We start from the raw sequence: 18,043 nt of genomic DNA, 5'->3' as shown, positions 1-18,043 counted from the left end.
GATTAGATTGTTTATTAATAAGATCCCGGATTACAAGACGCTACAATATAGTTATCCGGATTTTGTCCCCGATAAGGAGTAAAATCTTCAGTTTTGGATACTGGCGTATAAACTTCCAACACTCTTTCATTTGAAGAATAGCCATCCCCCAGCCCTGAAAGGTCTTGATAACTTTCCAATATCATTTTACGATCCGACAACTGTAATACATTATAATGAGTCATCAAAGCTTGGGACGGTGAAAACACATTATAGTGAATGGTAGATAGAGTCTTGACAGTAGCGCCGTCCATGGTAACCTGCCATGCACAATAGGAGTTTAATGTTTCCAAAGCAGCACTTGAGAATATGAATCCCCAATCAACCTGCCAAGTCAGGTCTGAATTAAACCGATGTATATCATCTTTCAAATCGGGAGTAGCTGTATCTTCTCCTTTAATAGTTTGTGATGCCAATACCCAGTCATATTTTAGCAATAACGGAATCTGCGCCAGCTCCACTGTTAAAACCAGATCTGCGGCATCCACCACACTATTATTCTCATCCATTCCATAAAAGGAGTACACTAATATTCCATTTTCATCACCGGCGATAATCTCCTCAGTGAATGTATATGGAAAGCTCAATTCCTTCACATTCAGTTCCTTTAAATAAGAACTGACTTCTTTTCCTTCGATACTTTTCTTAACCACAATTTTTGAAATCAAATCAGGATGAGACAATGACAGTTCTACAGAAACATAATCCCCAATCTTAATTTTCCCCTCCAAAATACTTAAGGTCAGTAACCCTGTCTGTTGCTTATCATCACTCTTACACGAAATAATTAATGATGATATCATTCCTAATACAATAGAAATGAAAATGATTTTTTTTAGTGTTTTCATATGATATTTAGTTTACGAATATTACGTTAAATCTATTTTTTGTAGCGCATAGGCATAAGCACCTCGCATAATAGAGCGGCTAGCACCTTCTTTACTGCACAGCACCAAGGTCTGTTTTAATTGATGATAGGTAGTAGTCAAATGAGTACCAGGAATGACAACCTGACTATCAGATAAACTCAAGAAACGAGCTCTCTCCGATTCATCTTCTCCATTATATACTTGCATAGAAACGCATGGAAACTTATTTCCCGAAAAAGTTGTCAGTTGTGCCCTAAGTTCTGTTATCAGAGCTGGTAATATATATTTTGAGGCTCCTGCGACTCCTCCACCTATAACCACCAGACCATCCACAACATTCAGTACCGAAGCAATAGCAGCACCTGCCATTATACCAAGTTCATTAAAACTTGCGATTGCTGCATGACTGTCACCTTCCTTTATACCTTCAGCAATGTCATAAATATCTTTTGGACTTAATGAAGCAGAGCTTTGTCCGGACAAATCGCTGTATACTCTTCTCACAGCGCGTATGCTAACACTTTCTTCAGCAAGCATATCCGGATATTTCTTATTTCTCATAAGCCAGATGTCCCCTCCACAACCATTATCTCCGGTCAACAAGACTTTATTTATAACAACTCCTGCACCGAATCCGGTTCCCAATGTTATACCAATCAAATTTTTATATTCCCTGCTGCAACCAGCTAAAGATAATTCCCTGTTTATCATAGGCAATGCACCCGATAAGGCTTCACCGTAAGCAAACAGATTTCCATCATTTTCTATAAAAACCGGAATTCCGTATTTATGCTTCAAAAAAGGACCTAATGCAACACCTCCTCTAAATGAAGGAAAATTGGGCAAATCTCCTATGATTCCATTCTCATAATCAGCAGGGCCCGGAAAAGCAAAACTGATCGCAACTGGGGGAACTGGTATAGCAGCTATCACTCTATCAAATCCTTTCACCAATACTTCCAGGCACTCGTCTAAGTTATCAGAAACTGCCGGAAGCCCTATTGGACTTATCATTTCATTATTCCCTTGAATGGCAGAAAATACAAAATTTGTTCCTCCTGCATCCAGAGTCAAAACTACCCGTTTATCATATTCATACATATACTATTTTAGGTTTAAAAGTTCAAGTACTAAAATCTGACATATGCCTTGATAGTGACACATTCCTTATCGCGACACTTTCCATAAGGTTTGATTGTATATTCGCCAACAGAAGCAGGAATGATAAATGTTTCCGCATAATGCACCACGAAAGGTTCAAAGGCGTGAGTAGGACTCTCAACGACGGCCTCTTCTCCCTCCAGCAGATTCAGCACATTTACACTGTCGTTTGTGTGATGCAGCACCGGTGACGAGAAACGGTGACGGCGGGTTTCGATAAATTCATTCGGATGCAATCCGGTACGTTCCTCAATCCACCCATCTCCGGAAGCCACTTCTTTAAACTGGTTGCGAAGATGTTCATTTACATATTCCGTATCCCGGTTCCAGTTGATTACGCATTTACCACGTTCCACATTGATTGGGCGTGGTTTTCCATCCAGTCCCAGACGTTGCCAGTCCCATAGTTTGAAAGTAAAGAGGTTCGGAGTCGAACTGATTTCAAGTACCATACTATTCGCACCGGAACAATGAATCGTTCCTCCCGGAATCAGGAAGTGATCGTGTTTCTTTGTCGGAATCTTGTTGACATACTTTTCTGCGTCGAACACCAATTCGCCTTTTTGTGCCTTACGCAAATCGTCGATCATCGCTTCTTTATCAACGCCCGTTTTCACTCCCAGATAAACTACGGCATCTTCTTCCGCATCTACCATGTAGTAACTTTCATCCTGTGTATAGTACATACCGAAACTATCACGGATAAATTGAGTGGTAGGATGCACCTGCAAACTCAAATTACCTCCACCTATCGTATCCAAAAAGTCGAAACGGATGGGGAAGTCTTTTCCAAAGCGTGCTTCCACCGGTTCACCAAGCAACTCTTTACTTTTCAGCAAAACCAAATCGACCGAAGGAAGTTCGAAGCGCACTCCGTTCACCTCAAAATAGAGGCTGTTTTCTTCGGGCACACAGTCAAAGCACCAGCCAAAATTTTCGCGTTCACGATCCAAGTCGCAAACTTCTTTCATCCATTGACCACCCCAGGGAGCCGGATCGAAGAAAGGAACTACCCGGAACGGTGTTTTCACCGTTGCCTCTACCCCTTTAAAGAAAGTATCCTTATCAATCATCTTCGGTGTTCCGGCCACATGGGTGTCAATCCAGAATTCTACCCTGTCAAACAATCTTTCCTTATACCTATCACATACTCTCCAATCATTGAAATAGCCTCTCTTGTATTGCAAAGAAACGGCATCTTTCCGATTGTCTATCCCTAAAGCTTTTACCTCATGCCGACGGAAACGTTGTTGAATTTCCCAACGTGCCATATCCGCATATACAATCATCGCATCCTGCGGAGCCACCATGGCAGCTCCCGTACCTATTATTACAATAGTATCCTCCGCTTCACTAATTTGCTTTTGCGCAGCAGCCAATTTATCCGCATCAAAATAATCTTCCAGCTTCAAATTGGTCACATAGCCAAACAACACATCTTCCGTCATGAAGCGTTCCGTCAAAGTTTGGATCTCTTGTTCCGGTTTCATCAAATCACGTACATTCATCACCTTTCCGGAGAATTCTTTTGAAAAAGCATCCAGCACTTCTTCTTCATATACTCCAGTATATAAATCCACTGCCAGCACTTTTCTTGCATCCATTTGCTTTTTTAACACAGAAATGATAGCATCCCAACCCTGAACAAGCATCCCCGCCAACTTCGTAGAAGGAAATTTATCATAATTAGCTTTTCTCATATTATAGTTGTTTTTAATTTTATATGTTCATACATATTTTAGATTGTGCAAATATATAGATTTTATTTTTATTCCAAACAAAACTTGGATTATTTTTTGATAAATCTTATATTTGCTGAAAATAAACCAATCCGGATAGATATGAAAATAGACCATAATAGTGATAAACCTCTTCATATTCAAGCAGAAGAGATACTTAGAAGACTCATAGAATCTGAAGAGTACAAAAACGGGAAGCTATTTCCCAATGAAGTCGAATTGTCTGAACAATTACACATTTCAAGGAACACATTAAGACAAGCTATCAACAAACTCGTATTTGAGGGACTTCTAGTACGAAAGAAAGGATACGGAACGAAGGTGGTAAAGAAAGGTATCGTAGGCGGAGTAAAGAACTGGCTTAGTTTCTCGCAGGAAATGAAGATGTTAGGTATCGAAATTCGTAATTTCGAACTACATATCAGTTTGAAACGTCCGACTGAAGAAATCGGCACATTCTTTAATTTAGGTTCTAACCCTGATGCCCGCTGCGTAGTAATGGAGCGCGTCAGAGGAAAAAAGGAATACCCGTTTGTCTACTTTATCTCTTATTTCAATCCGAACATTCCATTGACTGGAGAAGAAGACTACACACGCCCATTATATGAAATGCTGGAAACTCAATATAACATAGTGGTAAAAACCAGCAAGGAGGAGATTTCAGCGAGACTTGCAGGGGAATTTATCGCAGAAAAACTGGAAATAAAATCCAGCGATCCTATATTAATAAGGAAAAGATTTGTTTATGATGTGAACGGAGTGCCGATTGAATACAACATCGGATACTACCGGGCAGACAGTTTTACTTATACAATAGAGGCGGAAAGATAAAGAGTATGTTCATACATACACGATATAAAAAGACTATTTTAAAGGCCGAAATTCTTATCTTCCTTTAAAATAGTCTTTTTACATTCCATTTCTTTGCATTATGCTTTATCCATCATTTATCATCTCTTCTCAAACCGACCAACAGAGTGTCCGGCAAGAATCCGGTCCAAACTTTCATCCACAACACCTATCATCTGAAGCTTGGACAATAAATGATAATAGGAGATTTTTCCTACTCCTTCTATTCTCAACAGGCTTTTCCACCCTCTTCCCGATACGATTTCCAATAAGTCCTTTACCGTTCGAACATCTTGATTATACAAGACATTAGCCAACCGCGTATCAGCTACTTTACAAACGGGTAATTGAAGTATCCACTCCTCCTGCTCAATATTTATATTCTTATTATTATCTGCCAAAGATAAAAAACGGGCATTGATAGCACGTTTTCGATAAGTAGCCAATATATCTTTCTTCAGTTTTAATCCTTTAAGTATAGAGTTATAAATTTGCAATGTCTTTTCATAGGTAATTCGATGCCTACCAGCCACTTTCTCTACTGATTCTCCTATAGAAATAGAATAGAAAACATTGCGGGCAACAGGGTGAAGAATCAATGCTGCCAGTTCACGAATGATTATTTGATATAGAGGTTTACAAGTCTTCTGTGTTCTCAATACATATAGCAGATCATCGTATTTGGAAATGATAAAGTCACGTTCCAATTTCTTTTCTTCTACGATTTTGGAAAGGTAACCTGCTTCTAAACCAAGTCTTTTGTGAGCTTCCAGATAAGCATCCAAACTCTCATCATCCAAAAACAACTGATCGTTGATTCGGGAACTCGTAATATATCCAAGATTTGCCCAATTCTTTAAAATAGCTTCTTGGATGTCGCGTCTTTCAGACATCTGTTTTGTTGTGAGCCAATTTGACATAAAAAAACGGAACTAGATTAATAATATCAACTAGTTCCGTACCTTTTATTATAAAAGAGTACGGAGCTGTCACAATCCCGCAAACAGGAGGTAGTAGCGGCTACCTTTCAGACACGGGCAGACAGCCCGTACCCTATGAGAAGTCATAGAAGTACAGGCGTCTCCCGGTGTCTGAAAAAAAATCCGCTACGATTTCCTGTTCACCGAGGAAACGCACAATCGCATACCATAAAACGGCATGCTACGTTCCAATGACAAAGGTACAAATTCTTTTCGGAAAATAACAAGAGAGATTTATAAATGTTTAGGAAAGAAAACGAATGATGATTGTATAATTAAAGCGTATGTATATAAAAAGCAGGCTTCAATAAGTTTTTCGTTTCATATATAGAATAAAAGGTGTGTCGTTTTGTTTCGTATACAAAACAAAATATTTGATAAAGCTGCTCTAATCTATTTCATAATATCATTCAAGTCAAAATAAAGCAAACGTGTAGCAGAATCCACATCTTCATTATTCAAAGGAATAAATCCATTCTTATCATAAAAAGAAACAGCTGCCGCATACACATCTACAGTTAAAAAGCGACAATCCGTTTTATTTTCAAGTACATTACTTACAGCTAACAAAGCTTCCCGATAAAGAAAAGATTCGTATTTTATTTTTTTAAGATTTTCATTGCCAGTTCATAATCTTTCAACCTTTTTCCCGCTGCTCCGGCGTTTCACTACGCTTCTCTTTCATCCGTTCTTCAAATCGCCGAGCATCTTCTCCGAAAAGTATCGGAGTTTCCTTAATTGGTCTTGCCATACCTATACAACTCCTTTCTTTTGGTTTATACGCTACTAAAACAATTGAATAAATCAGGAAGTGCAAGTTATTACGAAGTTATCTTTTACTCACCAGCTTTATTTTGCATACGAAATAAAGTAAATAGCCTGTATTATTATTTTGTATATAGAACAAAAGACGTACCTTTGCTCTTGCAAGCAGAATATAAAATAAAAAAAGGATAACAACAGCAAACTATAAAAGCATCGAGAATCATGAACAAAAAAATTGACTTTAACGACGTCCCAAAAAATTATTTATACTGCACCTATAACAAATGTCCGCGCCGCAATGAATGCCTACGCCATCAAGCTACGCTCCGTATACCGCAAAACGTTCCTGATTTCCGAACAGTCAATCCCAACCACATAATAGGAAACGAGAATAACTGCAGTTTTTTCAAGCCATACCGTACTTCACGCTTTGCCTGCGGAATAGACCACATATTGGACAACATTCCATATTCTACGGCTGTCATCATCCGCAAAGAATTATATTCTTTGATGGGGCGCAGCATGTTTTACCGCATCCGCAACAAAGAACGGATGCTGCATCCTGACGAACAAAAGCAGATTATCGCTGTCTTTCTAAAACATGGTATCGAAAACAAACCTGAATTCGACCAATATATTGATTTATTCGATTGGTAAGACCTTTATCAGAAACACTATAAAACGGCGTTTCCGGATATTCTGACAAGGGACAATACTCACACCTATGAGAAAAAATACTCATACCAATGGGAATATATTCTCATAGGTATGAGTATTTTTTCTCATAAGGGTAAGTATCATTGAGAATCTTATCATATCTCCGACGAGAGTTGTCCCGCCGCTTTCAAATAAGCCACATAATTCACATACAATTGGAAATGGGCATCCACTTTCGTCTGATAAGCCTGCTGCCAAAGCACTTGTGCTTCCAGATAATCCGAAAGAGTTTCCAGTCCCACTTCATATTGCTTACCACTGACTTTCATATTCTCCTCTGCCTGTTCCAGCGAACGTTCGGAAAGCTCCGTTTCCAACCGGGCCTCATCCAGATTATTGGCAGCTTGCATCAACTCCAGCAACATCTTTTCATTGACATTTTCCTGTTCAAGACGGGCTTGTTCCAACTTCACTTTGGCAGACTTTACTTTATTGGTACGTTCGCCAAAATGAAACAGAGGAACAGAGACATTCAGGAATACGGAAAAAGCACCCTTCTTCATCAAAGTTTCATCATTGACTTCCAATCCGTGAAGATAATCATAACTACCTCTGACGCCGATACGCGGTAACAGCTCACTACGATTCAGCTTTACCTCCTGCTCGGCAATGGCTATTTGTTTGTTCAAGATCCCATATTCGGGACGGGCAGTAATGTCAGAGACCTGCACTTTCCACTCCTGCTCCACTTCCGGAAAATCATCGGATATATCAATCTGTGCTGTCAAAGGGCGGCCGATGTAATGACAAAGATTCATACTTGCAAGACGGAGGGCGTTATCAGCCTTTCGCAAAGAAAGTTCACTCTCGTTGAGCTTCACTTGCACTTTCAGTACATCATTTTGCGGTTTCATGCCATGCCGATGAGCACTCTTTACATTTTTGGAAAGTTCCGTCAGTAAGGCGTGATATTTTTCCGCTACTTTTTTCATCTCCTTGGCTTTCACTAACTGCACGTATGCTTTATCTGTATTCAGAATAACTTCCGAAGTAGTTAAGGCTTCGTTCAAGTGTGCCATTTCTTTTCCCAGTAGTGACATTTTATAGGCGGCACGGATTTTTCCTCCCATATAAAGAGGTTGCTCCACTTGTATACCGCCCGAGTAAACAGTTCCGACCTTATAATCCAGATTCAATCCGGGAAAATAAGCAAAACCACTCGACACCAGTTCTCCGGTAGCAGGATTGGGCAGGAAAACCGGAAGGTTTCCACCCGGAACTCCGAGACTTCCGTCCGCTGTGCTATAAATACCTGTCCCGTTCGCTGTAAAATTAGGGAAAAAATTGGCCTTATAGCTAAGAGACATCAAGCGGGCTGCTTCCGTTTGTTTATTGGCGGCAGCCATATCCTTATTATATTTCAGTGCCATTTCACGGCATTGCGCCAGACTTAGTTTTTCTTGCGCGGCAAGAGAAACCGACAGGCCGAACAATACACCCGCTACACTAATGGCTACAAGAATTTCTTTTTTCATTTGTCTGTCTTTTTTATATGAAAGAATAATGCGTACAAAATCGGGATAAAAAGCAACGTTATCAACGTGCCGAACAGCAACCCACCCATAATAGAAGCCGCCAACGAACCGAACATGGCATCCGGCAACAATGGAATCATTCCCAAAATCGTAGTCAGCGAAGCCATCATCACGGGACGGAGACGACTTTGCGAACTGTCTATCAATGCCGTCACAGGTTCTACTCCCTGATTAATTTGCAAAGTGATCTCATCCATCAAGACAATACCGTTCTTAATAATCATACCGATCAACCCCAATGTACCGACGATAGCCACAAAGTTGAATGTCTTCCCGGTAAGCAGCATTACAGCAACAACACCGACAAATACCAGCGGAATAGTACAGAAGATGATAACCGGTTTCCGGTAATCTTTGAACAGCATGATTAGAATGGATATCATCAGAATGATAGCAAACGGGAAATTCTTGAACAGATATTGCATAGACTTTGTGCTGGCGTTCCTCTCGCCTTGCCATTGAAGCCGATATCCGTCAGGCAGCGGAATCTGTTCAATCTGCGTGGCAATGGATTGCCGCGCCTTCTCCGTTTCTACCCCCGGAACAGGAGAACATTGCACCCGTTGGCTACGCTGCCCGTTATAACGGGGAACCACCGGATCTTCCCACTTCACATCAATCCGCTTACTGATTTGTTTTAACGGAGTTGTTCCCATCAACGTTTCCACCAGTTCTTCTTTTGATAGTGTTCCTGTCTTCAGTTTCATCATCATTTCCTGTGTCAGCAAACCGTTCAGAGAAGGAAGAGACGAGAATATCTGCGTATTGCCCAGGTTTTCAATCGGATTTCCGTGTTCGTCCAGACAACGCAAGTAGATATTATCTTTGTGAATACCTTCGTAGAAAGACCCGATAGGGATGCCGCTGGTAGCGGTCAGTAGAGATAGGCTTACATCATTACGGCTCAATCCGATAGCACGTGCCGCAGGCTGGTCATATTCAATAGTCAGTACCGGAATTTGCGGTTCCCAGTCCGTGGTAATCAGGTAAACATCCGGGCAATTCTCCATAATCTTGCGGGCACTGTCTGCCAACTGATGCAAAACAGCAGGATCAGGACCGGTAAATTGCACTTCAATAGGATATTTCTTGAACATCAGATTGTAGCGGTTCATCTTTACGTAAGCATCCGGATAATGTTGTGAAAGATATTGTTGAATTTCCGCCATGTTATCCACCAAATCGTCCGGAGAGGTGAAGTCGATAATCAGTTCACCGTAAGATAAGGAAGGATTGGCTACGTTACGCACCAAGTTATAACGAGCAGGTGTACCACCGATAGAAGTAGTGACGTGTGTAACTTCCGGACGCTTTTTCAGGTAAACTTCGATTTCTTCCAAGTCACGTGCTACACGAGTGGAGTTAGTCCCTTCCGGCAATTTATATTCCATGTAAAGCTGATCGTAGACCATATCCGGGAAAAAGCCCTGCTTCATAAACCGATAACTGAAAGCCGAAAGCAATACCAAAGCAATCATTGTAAACACAAAACTCCAACGATGTGCCAGACTGAATTTCAATAATGAACGGAGCACAGCATAAATCTTTCCTTCATACACACGTTTTCCGGCAGCAGTAGTTGCCGCAGAGATTTCCGGATGCAAAATCCGGTCAGCCATCAACGGGACGTGCACCAAAGCCAGCACCCAACTAAGCAATAAGGAAACAGCGAGTACGATAAACAAATCGCGCGTATAAACGCCTGCCGTATCAGGAGACATAAAGATAGGAAGAAAAGCGATGATGGCAATCAGAGTAGCTCCCAGCAAAGGCATCGCTGTCTGCCGTCCGATGGCAGTCATTGCCTCCATCCGACTCTTTCCGGCTTTCAAATCTACCAAAATACCGTCGATGATAACAATCGCATTATCCACCAGCATCCCCATCGCAAGCACGAACGAGGCCAATGAAACACGCTGCATCGTACCGTTCATAAAATAAAGGAACAGAAAGGAACCGAATACCGTCACTACCAAACTGATACCGATAATCACCCCGCTCTTAAATCCCATAGCAATCATCAGAATAACAACTACGATAATCACAGATTCTATCAGATTAAGAATGAACGTCCCCAACGAACTGCCTACACGTTCCGGCTGATAGAAAACTTTATGGCACTCTACCCCCGCTGGAAGGCGTTCGACTTTCAGTTGCTCCAATTTCTTTTCCACTTGATGCCCCACTTTGATAATGTCGGCATCCGAAGAAGCGGCCACCATTATTCCTATCGCACGCTGACGGTCATAAAACAATTCGTTGCGGGTAGGATCTTCATAATCTTTCTCAATACGGGCTATATCACTCAACCGCAACTGATCGGCATCATGTCCCTGAATCAGCATACGACCGATATCCTCCACCGTCTTAAACTTGTCACTGACTGTCACCCGGATACGATTATCGCCATTATCATAGTAACCAGTATAAGTCGTTTGGTTCTGTCCGTTCAATGTGGCTAGCACTTCGGCGGGTTTCACACCCAAGTTAGCCATCCGGTCTTGCAAAAGAGAGATATTAATACATTCGGGACGTTTACCGTATAAGTCGACGCGTTCCACCCCATCCAGTTCGCTGACTTCACGTTTCACCAGTTCTGAATAATCAGACAGTTCCCTGTCGGAAAGTCCGTCACCCGTCAAAGCGAAAAACATTCCGTAAACATTTCCAAAATCATCTTTTACAATAGAAGGACTTGCACCTTCGGGAAGTTCTGCCTGTGCGTTCGCCACTTTACGACGCAACAGATCCCAGCATTGTTCTACGTCCGTCTCTTTGACAGTCGTTTTCAGTTCTACCTGAATCAGGGAGAGATCGTTGTAGGAATAACTTTCCACATTATCTATATTCCCCATGGAGCGAATATTCTTCTCCAGTACATCCGTCACCTCTAATTCTACCTGATGCGCAGACGCACCGGGATAGGTGGTGACTACCATGGCAAGCTTTACCGTTATTTCTGGGTCTTCCAGTTTACTCATTTCATAACTGGAATAAGCTCCTCCTACAATCAGTACGGCAATCAGGAAGTAGATTAACTTCTTGTTCTCAAATGCCCATTTACTAATATCAATCATAGCAGTCCTCCCACATTGGTTTCAGTAGCCGGAAGAAGCGGTTCCACCTGTTCTCCCTCTTTTACATGATGTACCCCCGAAGCGACAACCAAGTCACCGGGATTCGCTCCGTCTGAAGTAATCAGGCATCTGCCGTCGCTAAGCAGACGGGTGACGGTCACATCACAACGGCGAATAGCGTGACTGGAAGCATCATAAAGAAAGATACTCGTACGCCCGTTCTCACGAAGAATCGCTCCACCGGGAACCGACAGGTTACACACATCTCCTTCACTACATTCGATAGTTACCATTGTATTCATGCCGGGCGATGGAACTGCCTGTTTATCTTCTTTTTTCAGTTGAAGCCGCATAGTGTACAACTGATTGGCATTTGCCTTAGGGGTGACACTAATCAGTTCCAAAGCATATCTTTGATGAGGATAAATATCGAATGTACAATAGTAGCGGGTAAACTGCTGTCGACGAATATATTCCACTGCCGGAAGATTAATCTCCACCTCCGGGCTTCCCTCACTGATGATGGAAACGACGGGCATACCGGCAGCTACCGTCTCATGGGAATCAAAAAGACGTTTCTGCACATATCCGTTAAAAGGAGCATACAAACGGGTGTATGCCAACTGGTCTTTAGCATGGTTATATTTGGCAGTAATCTGTCTCAATCCGTACACGGCCTTATCATTAGCATCCGGTGTCGTCACATTTTCCTTATAAAGTGCCATCACCCGTTCCGCCTCCGCTTTTACACTTTGATATTCTGCTTCTGCTGCATCCAGCTGAACCTGATAGTCCGTCGGATCCAATTCTGCCAATAGTTGCCCTTTACGCACATAAGCACCATCATTTACATGCATATACTGAATAGTACCACTCACCCGGAAAGACAGACTTATGTCCTGTGCCGCTTTCACTCGACCCGGAAACTGCAAAGCTATTTGTCTGTCGGCAGAAAGTACGGTATCAATCTTCACTGCCGGCTTACTGTCTGTGTTTTGTACACGTTGCCCACACGAAGTCAACAGAACTGCTAAAAATCCTGTTAATAAGAAGTCTAATCGTCTCATATTTTCACTTATTAGTTAGTTGCCACAAAAGTATCCCAAGCAAACATGAGGAGAAAGGTTGATTTAGACGAAACATTGTTCTATTTGTACGTTACCTAAGATAAAAAGCCGAAATAGTTTGCTATTTGTATTTATTTGTTTATTACTTTGTAAAGAAATTCATTTCAACGAAAAGGAATATGGAACCACTGATGCCATTCAAGTATGTTATAATATCTCCGGAAGATACTTCCATGAAAGAAGGATGCATTATTTCCGAATTCAACCAATGCGGACTTTTCCTCTGCCAGAAAGGACAGGCGGAAATCCTGTTGGGAGGTAGACCATATCAGATTAACAAAAGGAATCTTTTCATATATACAGCAGCCAACCTTCTACAGATACGCCAAAGAAGCGCAGACTTGGAAGGAATCATGATAGAGGTCGACCTGGATTATGTCATACCAATAGTAAACAAAGTAGCTAACTCGGAAAATTTGCTTTATTTGCGGGAAAATCCCTGCCTGTCGCTCTCTGAAGAGCAATATACATTTGTAGAGAACTTGCTCAAATCTGTAGAAAAACGAATTAACAGGGAGAATATCTGTAACAGTTCCCGTCAGAAACAACATTTAATTTCTGAATTAATCAAATCCTGGGGACAGGTGATATGCTATGAGTTATTAAACATTTATTTCAGTAACGAACCCCAAACACCACTGCCACAGGATAAAAAGGATAAAATCTTCCAAAATTTCATGATTACCCTTTATCGATATTATCGTCAGGAACGTGATGTTACTTTTTATGCAGACAAGCAATGCTTGTCCGCCCGATATTTTTCTTCTGTCATCAAGGAGAAATCAGGGAGCAGTGCTTTGCAGTGGATCATACAGAATGTCATTACAGAAGCTAAATATCTGCTCGATAATACCGATTTAAGTATTAAGGAAATAACAACCAAACTCAACTTCCCCACACAATCATTCTTCGGGAAATATTTCAAGCAGTATGTCGGTATATCTCCTAAAGAATATCGGAACAAACTTATCAAACAGTAACTTTCTTAAACTGCCGGAACTGCCACCACAACATTCCTCCGGATATAAGACTAGCCGCCAAATCTGCCACAGGCATACTGGCCCAAACGCCCATTTGTCCATAATAGTGAGGTAGAATCAATAAACAGGGAACGAGAAATAACATCTGCCGCGTCAGCGACAAGAAAATGGCTTTACTTGCCATTCCAATACTCTGGAAGAAGTTGGAAGCTACCATCTGAAACCCAACAATCGGGTAGAAAAATACCACAATACGAAAACCTTTAGAAGCAATGCTGATTAACTCTTCGTCCGAAGTAAAGATGGAAGATACGATTTCCGGAATAAACATACCGATCAGAAAACCAATCGTTGTCACTACAGTTGCACAACAAATGGTTACTTTCAGTACTTCCGTCACACGAGGATAGAGCTTCGCACCAAAATTATATCCCGCAATGGGCTGCATCCCTTGGTTTAGTCCCAATACAATCATAATAAAGACAAAAACAATACGATTAACAATACCGAATGCACCGATCGCCAAATCACCTCCATGCTCTTTTAATCCCTGATTAATCAGAATCACAATAAAGCAAGACGCCATATTCATCAGAAAGGGAGACATACCAATAGCCAGCGAATCCAACACGATTTTCCGTTTCAAACGAAAAATCCCCTTTTTCAACCGTATCAGTTCATCTTTGCGGCAGAACAGATGAAGCTGCCAGACCAATGCAATCAACTGCGCACAAACCGTAGCCGTAGCCGCCCCACGGATTCCCCAGTCGAATACAAAAATAAACAATGGAGCAAGCAATACATTGATTATCACTGTCGTTATTGTTGCCATCATCGCTTTCTGCGGATGGCCCGAAGCACGGAGCACTGCATTCAGCCCCAGATATAAATGGGTAACCACATTTCCGAGCAAGATAACCTGCATAAATTCACGGGCATACTTCACCGTTTCATCGCTTCCTCCAAAAAAGTAAAGTATCGGATCGAGAAAAGGAAGAACGATTACCGTAAAAGAGATACCTATAATAAGGTTTAATACAAACACATTTCCCAAAACCCGCTGTGCGGTATCATAATCTTTCTGTCCTAGCTTCACCGAAATCAATGTAGCCGCACCGACACCGACCAACGAGCCGAAAGCCGCGGCAAGATTCATTAGCGGGAAAGTTAATGCCAACCCGGAAATAGCCATCGCACCTACCCCGTGACCGATAAAAATACTATCTACCATATTGTAAAGAGAAGACGCCGTCATGGCGATAATTGCCGGAATGGCATACTGCATTAAAAGCTTCCCAATCTTTTCCGTACCCAACGCAGTGGGTGTCTTTTGTCCTGTCATACCTATTAGTTTGAGACGGCAAAGATACAAAAAAGAGGTGGATTACAGGATATATGAGAAAAGTTTCGTATTTTTGCCTCCAAAATTGAGTTAATACGTAACGAAATGAATATATTAGAACTAAGTGAACAGGAAATCATTCGACGCAACAGCCTGAATGAGCTTCGTGCGATGGGTATTGATCCATACCCTGCAGCAGAGTATGTAACCAATGCTTTCTCTACAGATATTAAAGCTGAATTTAAAGACGACGAGGAGCCACGCCAAGTTTCCGTAGCCGGCCGTATCATGAGCCGCCGCGTGATGGGTAAAGCATCTTTCGTTGAATTGCAAGACTCTAAAGGTCGCATCCAGGTGTACATCACCCGCGATGATATCTGCCCGGGAGAAGACAAGGAACTGTACAACTCTGTATTCAAACGCCTGCTCGACTTAGGTGACTTTATCGGTATCGAAGGTTTCGTGTTCCGCACACAAATGGGTGAAATCAGTATCCATGCTAAGAAACTGACTGTACTTGCAAAGTCTATCAAACCGTTGCCTATCGTTAAATACAAAGACGGGGTAGCTTATGACTCTTTTGAAGATCCCGAACTCCGTTATCGCCAACGCTATGTGGACCTGGTAGTGAACGACGGTATCAAAGAAACATTCCTGAAACGTGCCACTGTTGTGAAAACATTGCGCAATGCTTTGGACGAAGCCGGTTACACGGAAGTGGAAACTCCCATCCTGCAATCTATTGCCGGTGGAGCAAGCGCACGACCGTTCATCACTCACCATAACTCACTGGACATGGATCTTTACCTGCGTATCGCAACAGAACTTTATCTGAAGCGACTGATCGTAGGTGGTTTTGAAGGTGTATATGAAATAGGTAAGAACTTCCGTAACGAGGGTATGGACAAAACCCATAACCCGGAGTTCACTTGTATGGAACTCTACGTACAATATAAGGATTACAACTGGATGATGAATTTCACCGAAAAGTTGTTGGAACGTATTTGTATCGCAGTAAACGGTAGCACAGAAACAGTGGTTGACGGAAAAACCATCAACTTCAAAGCTCCTTACCGCCGTCTGCCTATCCTGGACGCTATCAAAGAAAAGACAGGATATGACCTGAACGGCAAGAGCGAAGAGGAAATCCGCCAAGTCTGCAAAGAACTGAAGATGGAAGAAATCGACGAGACGATGGGTAAAGGCAAGCTGATTGATGAAATCTTCGGAGAATTCTGCGAAGGTACATATATCCAGCCGACTTTCATCACCGATTATCCGGTTGAAATGTCTCCGCTGACCAAGATGCACCGCTCTAAACCGGGACTGACCGAACGTTTCGAACTGATGGTGAACGGTAAAGAGCTGGCTAATGCCTACTCGGAATTGAACGACCCACTGGATCAGGAAGAACGTTTCAAAGAGCAGATGCGTTTGGCCGACAAGGGAGACGACGAAGCGATGATTATCGATCAGGACTTCCTGCGCGCTTTACAATACGGTATGCCTCCTACATCGGGTATCGGTATCGGTATCGACCGTCTGGTGATGTTAATGACCGGACAGACTACCATTCAGGAAGTATTGTTCTTCCCGCAAATGCGCCCGGAAAAAGTAGTGAAAAAAGACGCTGCTGCCAAATACATGGAATTGGGAATTGCAGAAGACTGGGTTCCGGTGATTCAAAAAGCCGGTTACAACACAGTTGCCGACATGAAAGATGTCAATCCGCAGAAGCTGCACCAGGACATCTGCGGCATTAACAAGAAATATAAATTAGAACTGACCAATCCGTCGGTAAACGACGTAACTGAGTGGATACAGAAAATTTAATAAGTTCTTCATCCAAATCCATACAAATGAAATTACCCGGCAAGATAGCGATAATGGGCGGAGGAAGTTGGGCTACAGCCATCGCAAAGATGTGTCTGGCCCAAGAGGACTCTATCAATTGGTACATGCGGCGAGACGACCGCATTGCCGATTTTAAACGATTAGGGCACAATCCGGCTTATCTGACAGGAGTGAAATTTGATACGAGACGCATCACTTTCAGTTCCAACATCAACGATGTTGTGAAAGAATCGGATACACTGATCTTCGTCACTCCCTCTCCTTATCTGAAGGCGCATCTGAAAAAGTTGAAAACCAAGATAAAAGATAAGTTTATCATCACCGCTATCAAAGGAATCGTACCCGATGACAACGTTATTGTATCGGAATACTTCACAAAAGAATATGGTGTGCCACCAGAAAACATAGCAGTCCTTGCAGGTCCCTGCCACGCAGAAGAAGTGGCTTTGGAACGCCTCTCCTACCTGACTATCGCCTGCCCTGATAAAGACAAGGCACGTATCTTCGCACGCCGTCTGGGAAGCAGCTTCATCAAAACATCTGTCAGTGATGACGTGGCGGGTATCGAATACAGTTCGGTGCTCAAAAACGTGTATGCCATTGCTGCCGGTATCTGTAGCGGACTGAAATATGGCGACAACTTCCAGGCTGTATTGATCTCTAACGCCATTCAGGAAATGAATCGTTTCCTGAACACGGTGCATCCGTTGAACAGAAACGTGGATGAATCTGTTTATCTGGGGGATTTATTGGTGACCGGCTACTCCAACTTTAGTCGTAACCGTACTTTCGGAACGATGATAGGTAAAGGGTATTCCGTGAAGAGTGCGCAAATTGAAATGGAAATGATTGCAGAGGGGTACTATGGTACGAAATGTATCAAAGAAATCAATAAGCATCATCATGTCAATATGCCGATACTGGACGCTGTGTATAACATCCTATACGAACGTATCTCACCAATGATCGAGATTAAATTGCTGACTGACTCTTTTAGATAATCTTTAAA

The 18,043-nt window shown here is 42.1% G+C and carries 14 protein-coding genes; 5 read left to right on the top strand and 9 right to left on the bottom strand.

The window, feature by feature from the left end:
• Nucleotides 1-14: 14 nt before the first annotated feature.
• From BSCG_RS11980 to BSCG_RS11990, 3 genes are read right to left on the bottom strand one after another with little or no spacing between them, the layout of a single operon-like run.
• A complete protein-coding gene (locus BSCG_RS11980) occupies nt 15-887 on the bottom strand; it encodes a hypothetical protein (protein WP_004312378.1) in 873 nt (290 codons plus the stop codon).
• 21 nt (nt 888-908) lie between these two features.
• Nucleotides 909-2,009, bottom strand: coding sequence for an ROK family protein (locus tag BSCG_RS11985; protein ID WP_004312377.1), 1,101 nt, complete (start codon nt 2,007-2,009; stop codon nt 909-911).
• A gap of 29 nt (nt 2,010-2,038) precedes the next feature.
• Nucleotides 2,039-3,769: a class I mannose-6-phosphate isomerase gene (locus BSCG_RS11990; protein ID WP_004312376.1), complete on the bottom strand. Its 1,731-nt coding sequence runs from the start codon at nt 3,767-3,769 to the stop codon at nt 2,039-2,041.
• 141 nt (nt 3,770-3,910) lie between these two features.
• Here BSCG_RS11990 and BSCG_RS11995 point away from each other — a divergent pair, with 141 nt between their 5' ends.
• A complete protein-coding gene (locus tag BSCG_RS11995; protein ID WP_004312375.1) occupies nt 3,911-4,639 on the top strand; it encodes a GntR family transcriptional regulator in 729 nt (242 codons plus the stop codon).
• A gap of 119 nt (nt 4,640-4,758) precedes the next feature.
• Here BSCG_RS11995 and BSCG_RS12000 read toward each other — a convergent pair whose 3' ends face one another.
• Nucleotides 4,759-5,550: a hypothetical protein gene (locus tag BSCG_RS12000; RefSeq protein ID WP_004312374.1), complete on the bottom strand. Its 792-nt coding sequence runs from the start codon at nt 5,548-5,550 to the stop codon at nt 4,759-4,761.
• A gap of 480 nt (nt 5,551-6,030) precedes the next feature.
• On the bottom strand, nt 6,031-6,207 hold the full coding sequence (locus tag BSCG_RS30015; RefSeq protein ID WP_008776268.1) for a hypothetical protein: 177 nt from the start codon (nt 6,205-6,207) through the stop codon (nt 6,031-6,033).
• A 417-nt stretch (nt 6,208-6,624) separates the two neighbouring features.
• On the opposite strand from BSCG_RS30015, the gene BSCG_RS12005 reads away from it, so the two are divergent.
• Complete coding sequence (locus tag BSCG_RS12005; RefSeq protein ID WP_008776266.1) at nt 6,625-7,059, top strand: DUF6078 family protein; 435 nt, start codon at nt 6,625-6,627, stop codon at nt 7,057-7,059.
• Between the two features lie 155 nt (nt 7,060-7,214).
• On the opposite strand, the gene BSCG_RS12010 is transcribed toward BSCG_RS12005, so the two are convergent.
• The 3 genes from BSCG_RS12010 to BSCG_RS12020 are packed head-to-tail and all read right to left on the bottom strand — an operon-like array spanning nt 7,215 to nt 12,798.
• Nucleotides 7,215-8,594: a TolC family protein gene (locus BSCG_RS12010; RefSeq protein WP_004312368.1), complete on the bottom strand. Its 1,380-nt coding sequence runs from the start codon at nt 8,592-8,594 to the stop codon at nt 7,215-7,217.
• Complete coding sequence (locus tag BSCG_RS12015) at nt 8,591-11,731, bottom strand: efflux RND transporter permease subunit (RefSeq protein ID WP_008650183.1); 3,141 nt, start codon at nt 11,729-11,731, stop codon at nt 8,591-8,593. Before BSCG_RS12015 ends, BSCG_RS12010 begins: the two co-directional genes overlap by 4 nt.
• Nucleotides 11,728-12,798 carry an efflux RND transporter periplasmic adaptor subunit gene (locus tag BSCG_RS12020; protein ID WP_008776265.1) on the bottom strand — a complete coding sequence of 357 codons (1,071 nt, stop codon included), beginning with the start codon at nt 12,796-12,798 and terminating at the stop codon, nt 11,728-11,730. The genes BSCG_RS12015 and BSCG_RS12020 overlap by 4 nt, the downstream gene beginning before the upstream one ends.
• A 179-nt stretch (nt 12,799-12,977) precedes the next feature.
• On the opposite strand from BSCG_RS12020, the gene BSCG_RS12025 reads away from it, so the two are divergent.
• The gene (locus BSCG_RS12025) at nt 12,978-13,838 is read left to right on the top strand and encodes an AraC family transcriptional regulator (RefSeq protein WP_008776264.1); all 861 of its coding nucleotides are present in this window, start codon (nt 12,978-12,980) and stop codon (nt 13,836-13,838) included.
• Here BSCG_RS12025 and BSCG_RS12030 read toward each other — a convergent pair.
• On the bottom strand, nt 13,828-15,180 hold the full coding sequence (locus BSCG_RS12030) for an MATE family efflux transporter (protein WP_008776263.1): 1,353 nt from the start codon (nt 15,178-15,180) through the stop codon (nt 13,828-13,830). The genes BSCG_RS12025 and BSCG_RS12030 overlap by 11 nt on opposite strands.
• 105 nt (nt 15,181-15,285) lie before the next feature.
• Here BSCG_RS12030 and lysS point away from each other — a divergent pair, with 105 nt between their 5' ends.
• Nucleotides 15,286-17,013: a lysine--tRNA ligase gene (gene lysS, locus BSCG_RS12035; RefSeq protein WP_004306657.1), complete on the top strand. Its 1,728-nt coding sequence runs from the start codon at nt 15,286-15,288 to the stop codon at nt 17,011-17,013.
• Nucleotides 17,014-17,039: 26 nt separating this feature from the next.
• The gene (locus BSCG_RS12040) at nt 17,040-18,035 is read left to right on the top strand and encodes an NAD(P)H-dependent glycerol-3-phosphate dehydrogenase (protein WP_004299378.1); all 996 of its coding nucleotides are present in this window, start codon (nt 17,040-17,042) and stop codon (nt 18,033-18,035) included.
• The last annotated feature ends 8 nt before the right edge of the window (nt 18,036-18,043 follow it).

Source organism: Bacteroides sp. 2_2_4 (assembly GCF_000157055.1).
GTDB classification, from domain to species: domain Bacteria; phylum Bacteroidota; class Bacteroidia; order Bacteroidales; family Bacteroidaceae; genus Bacteroides; species Bacteroides ovatus.
This window is presented reverse-complemented; position numbering and strand designations above follow the sequence as displayed.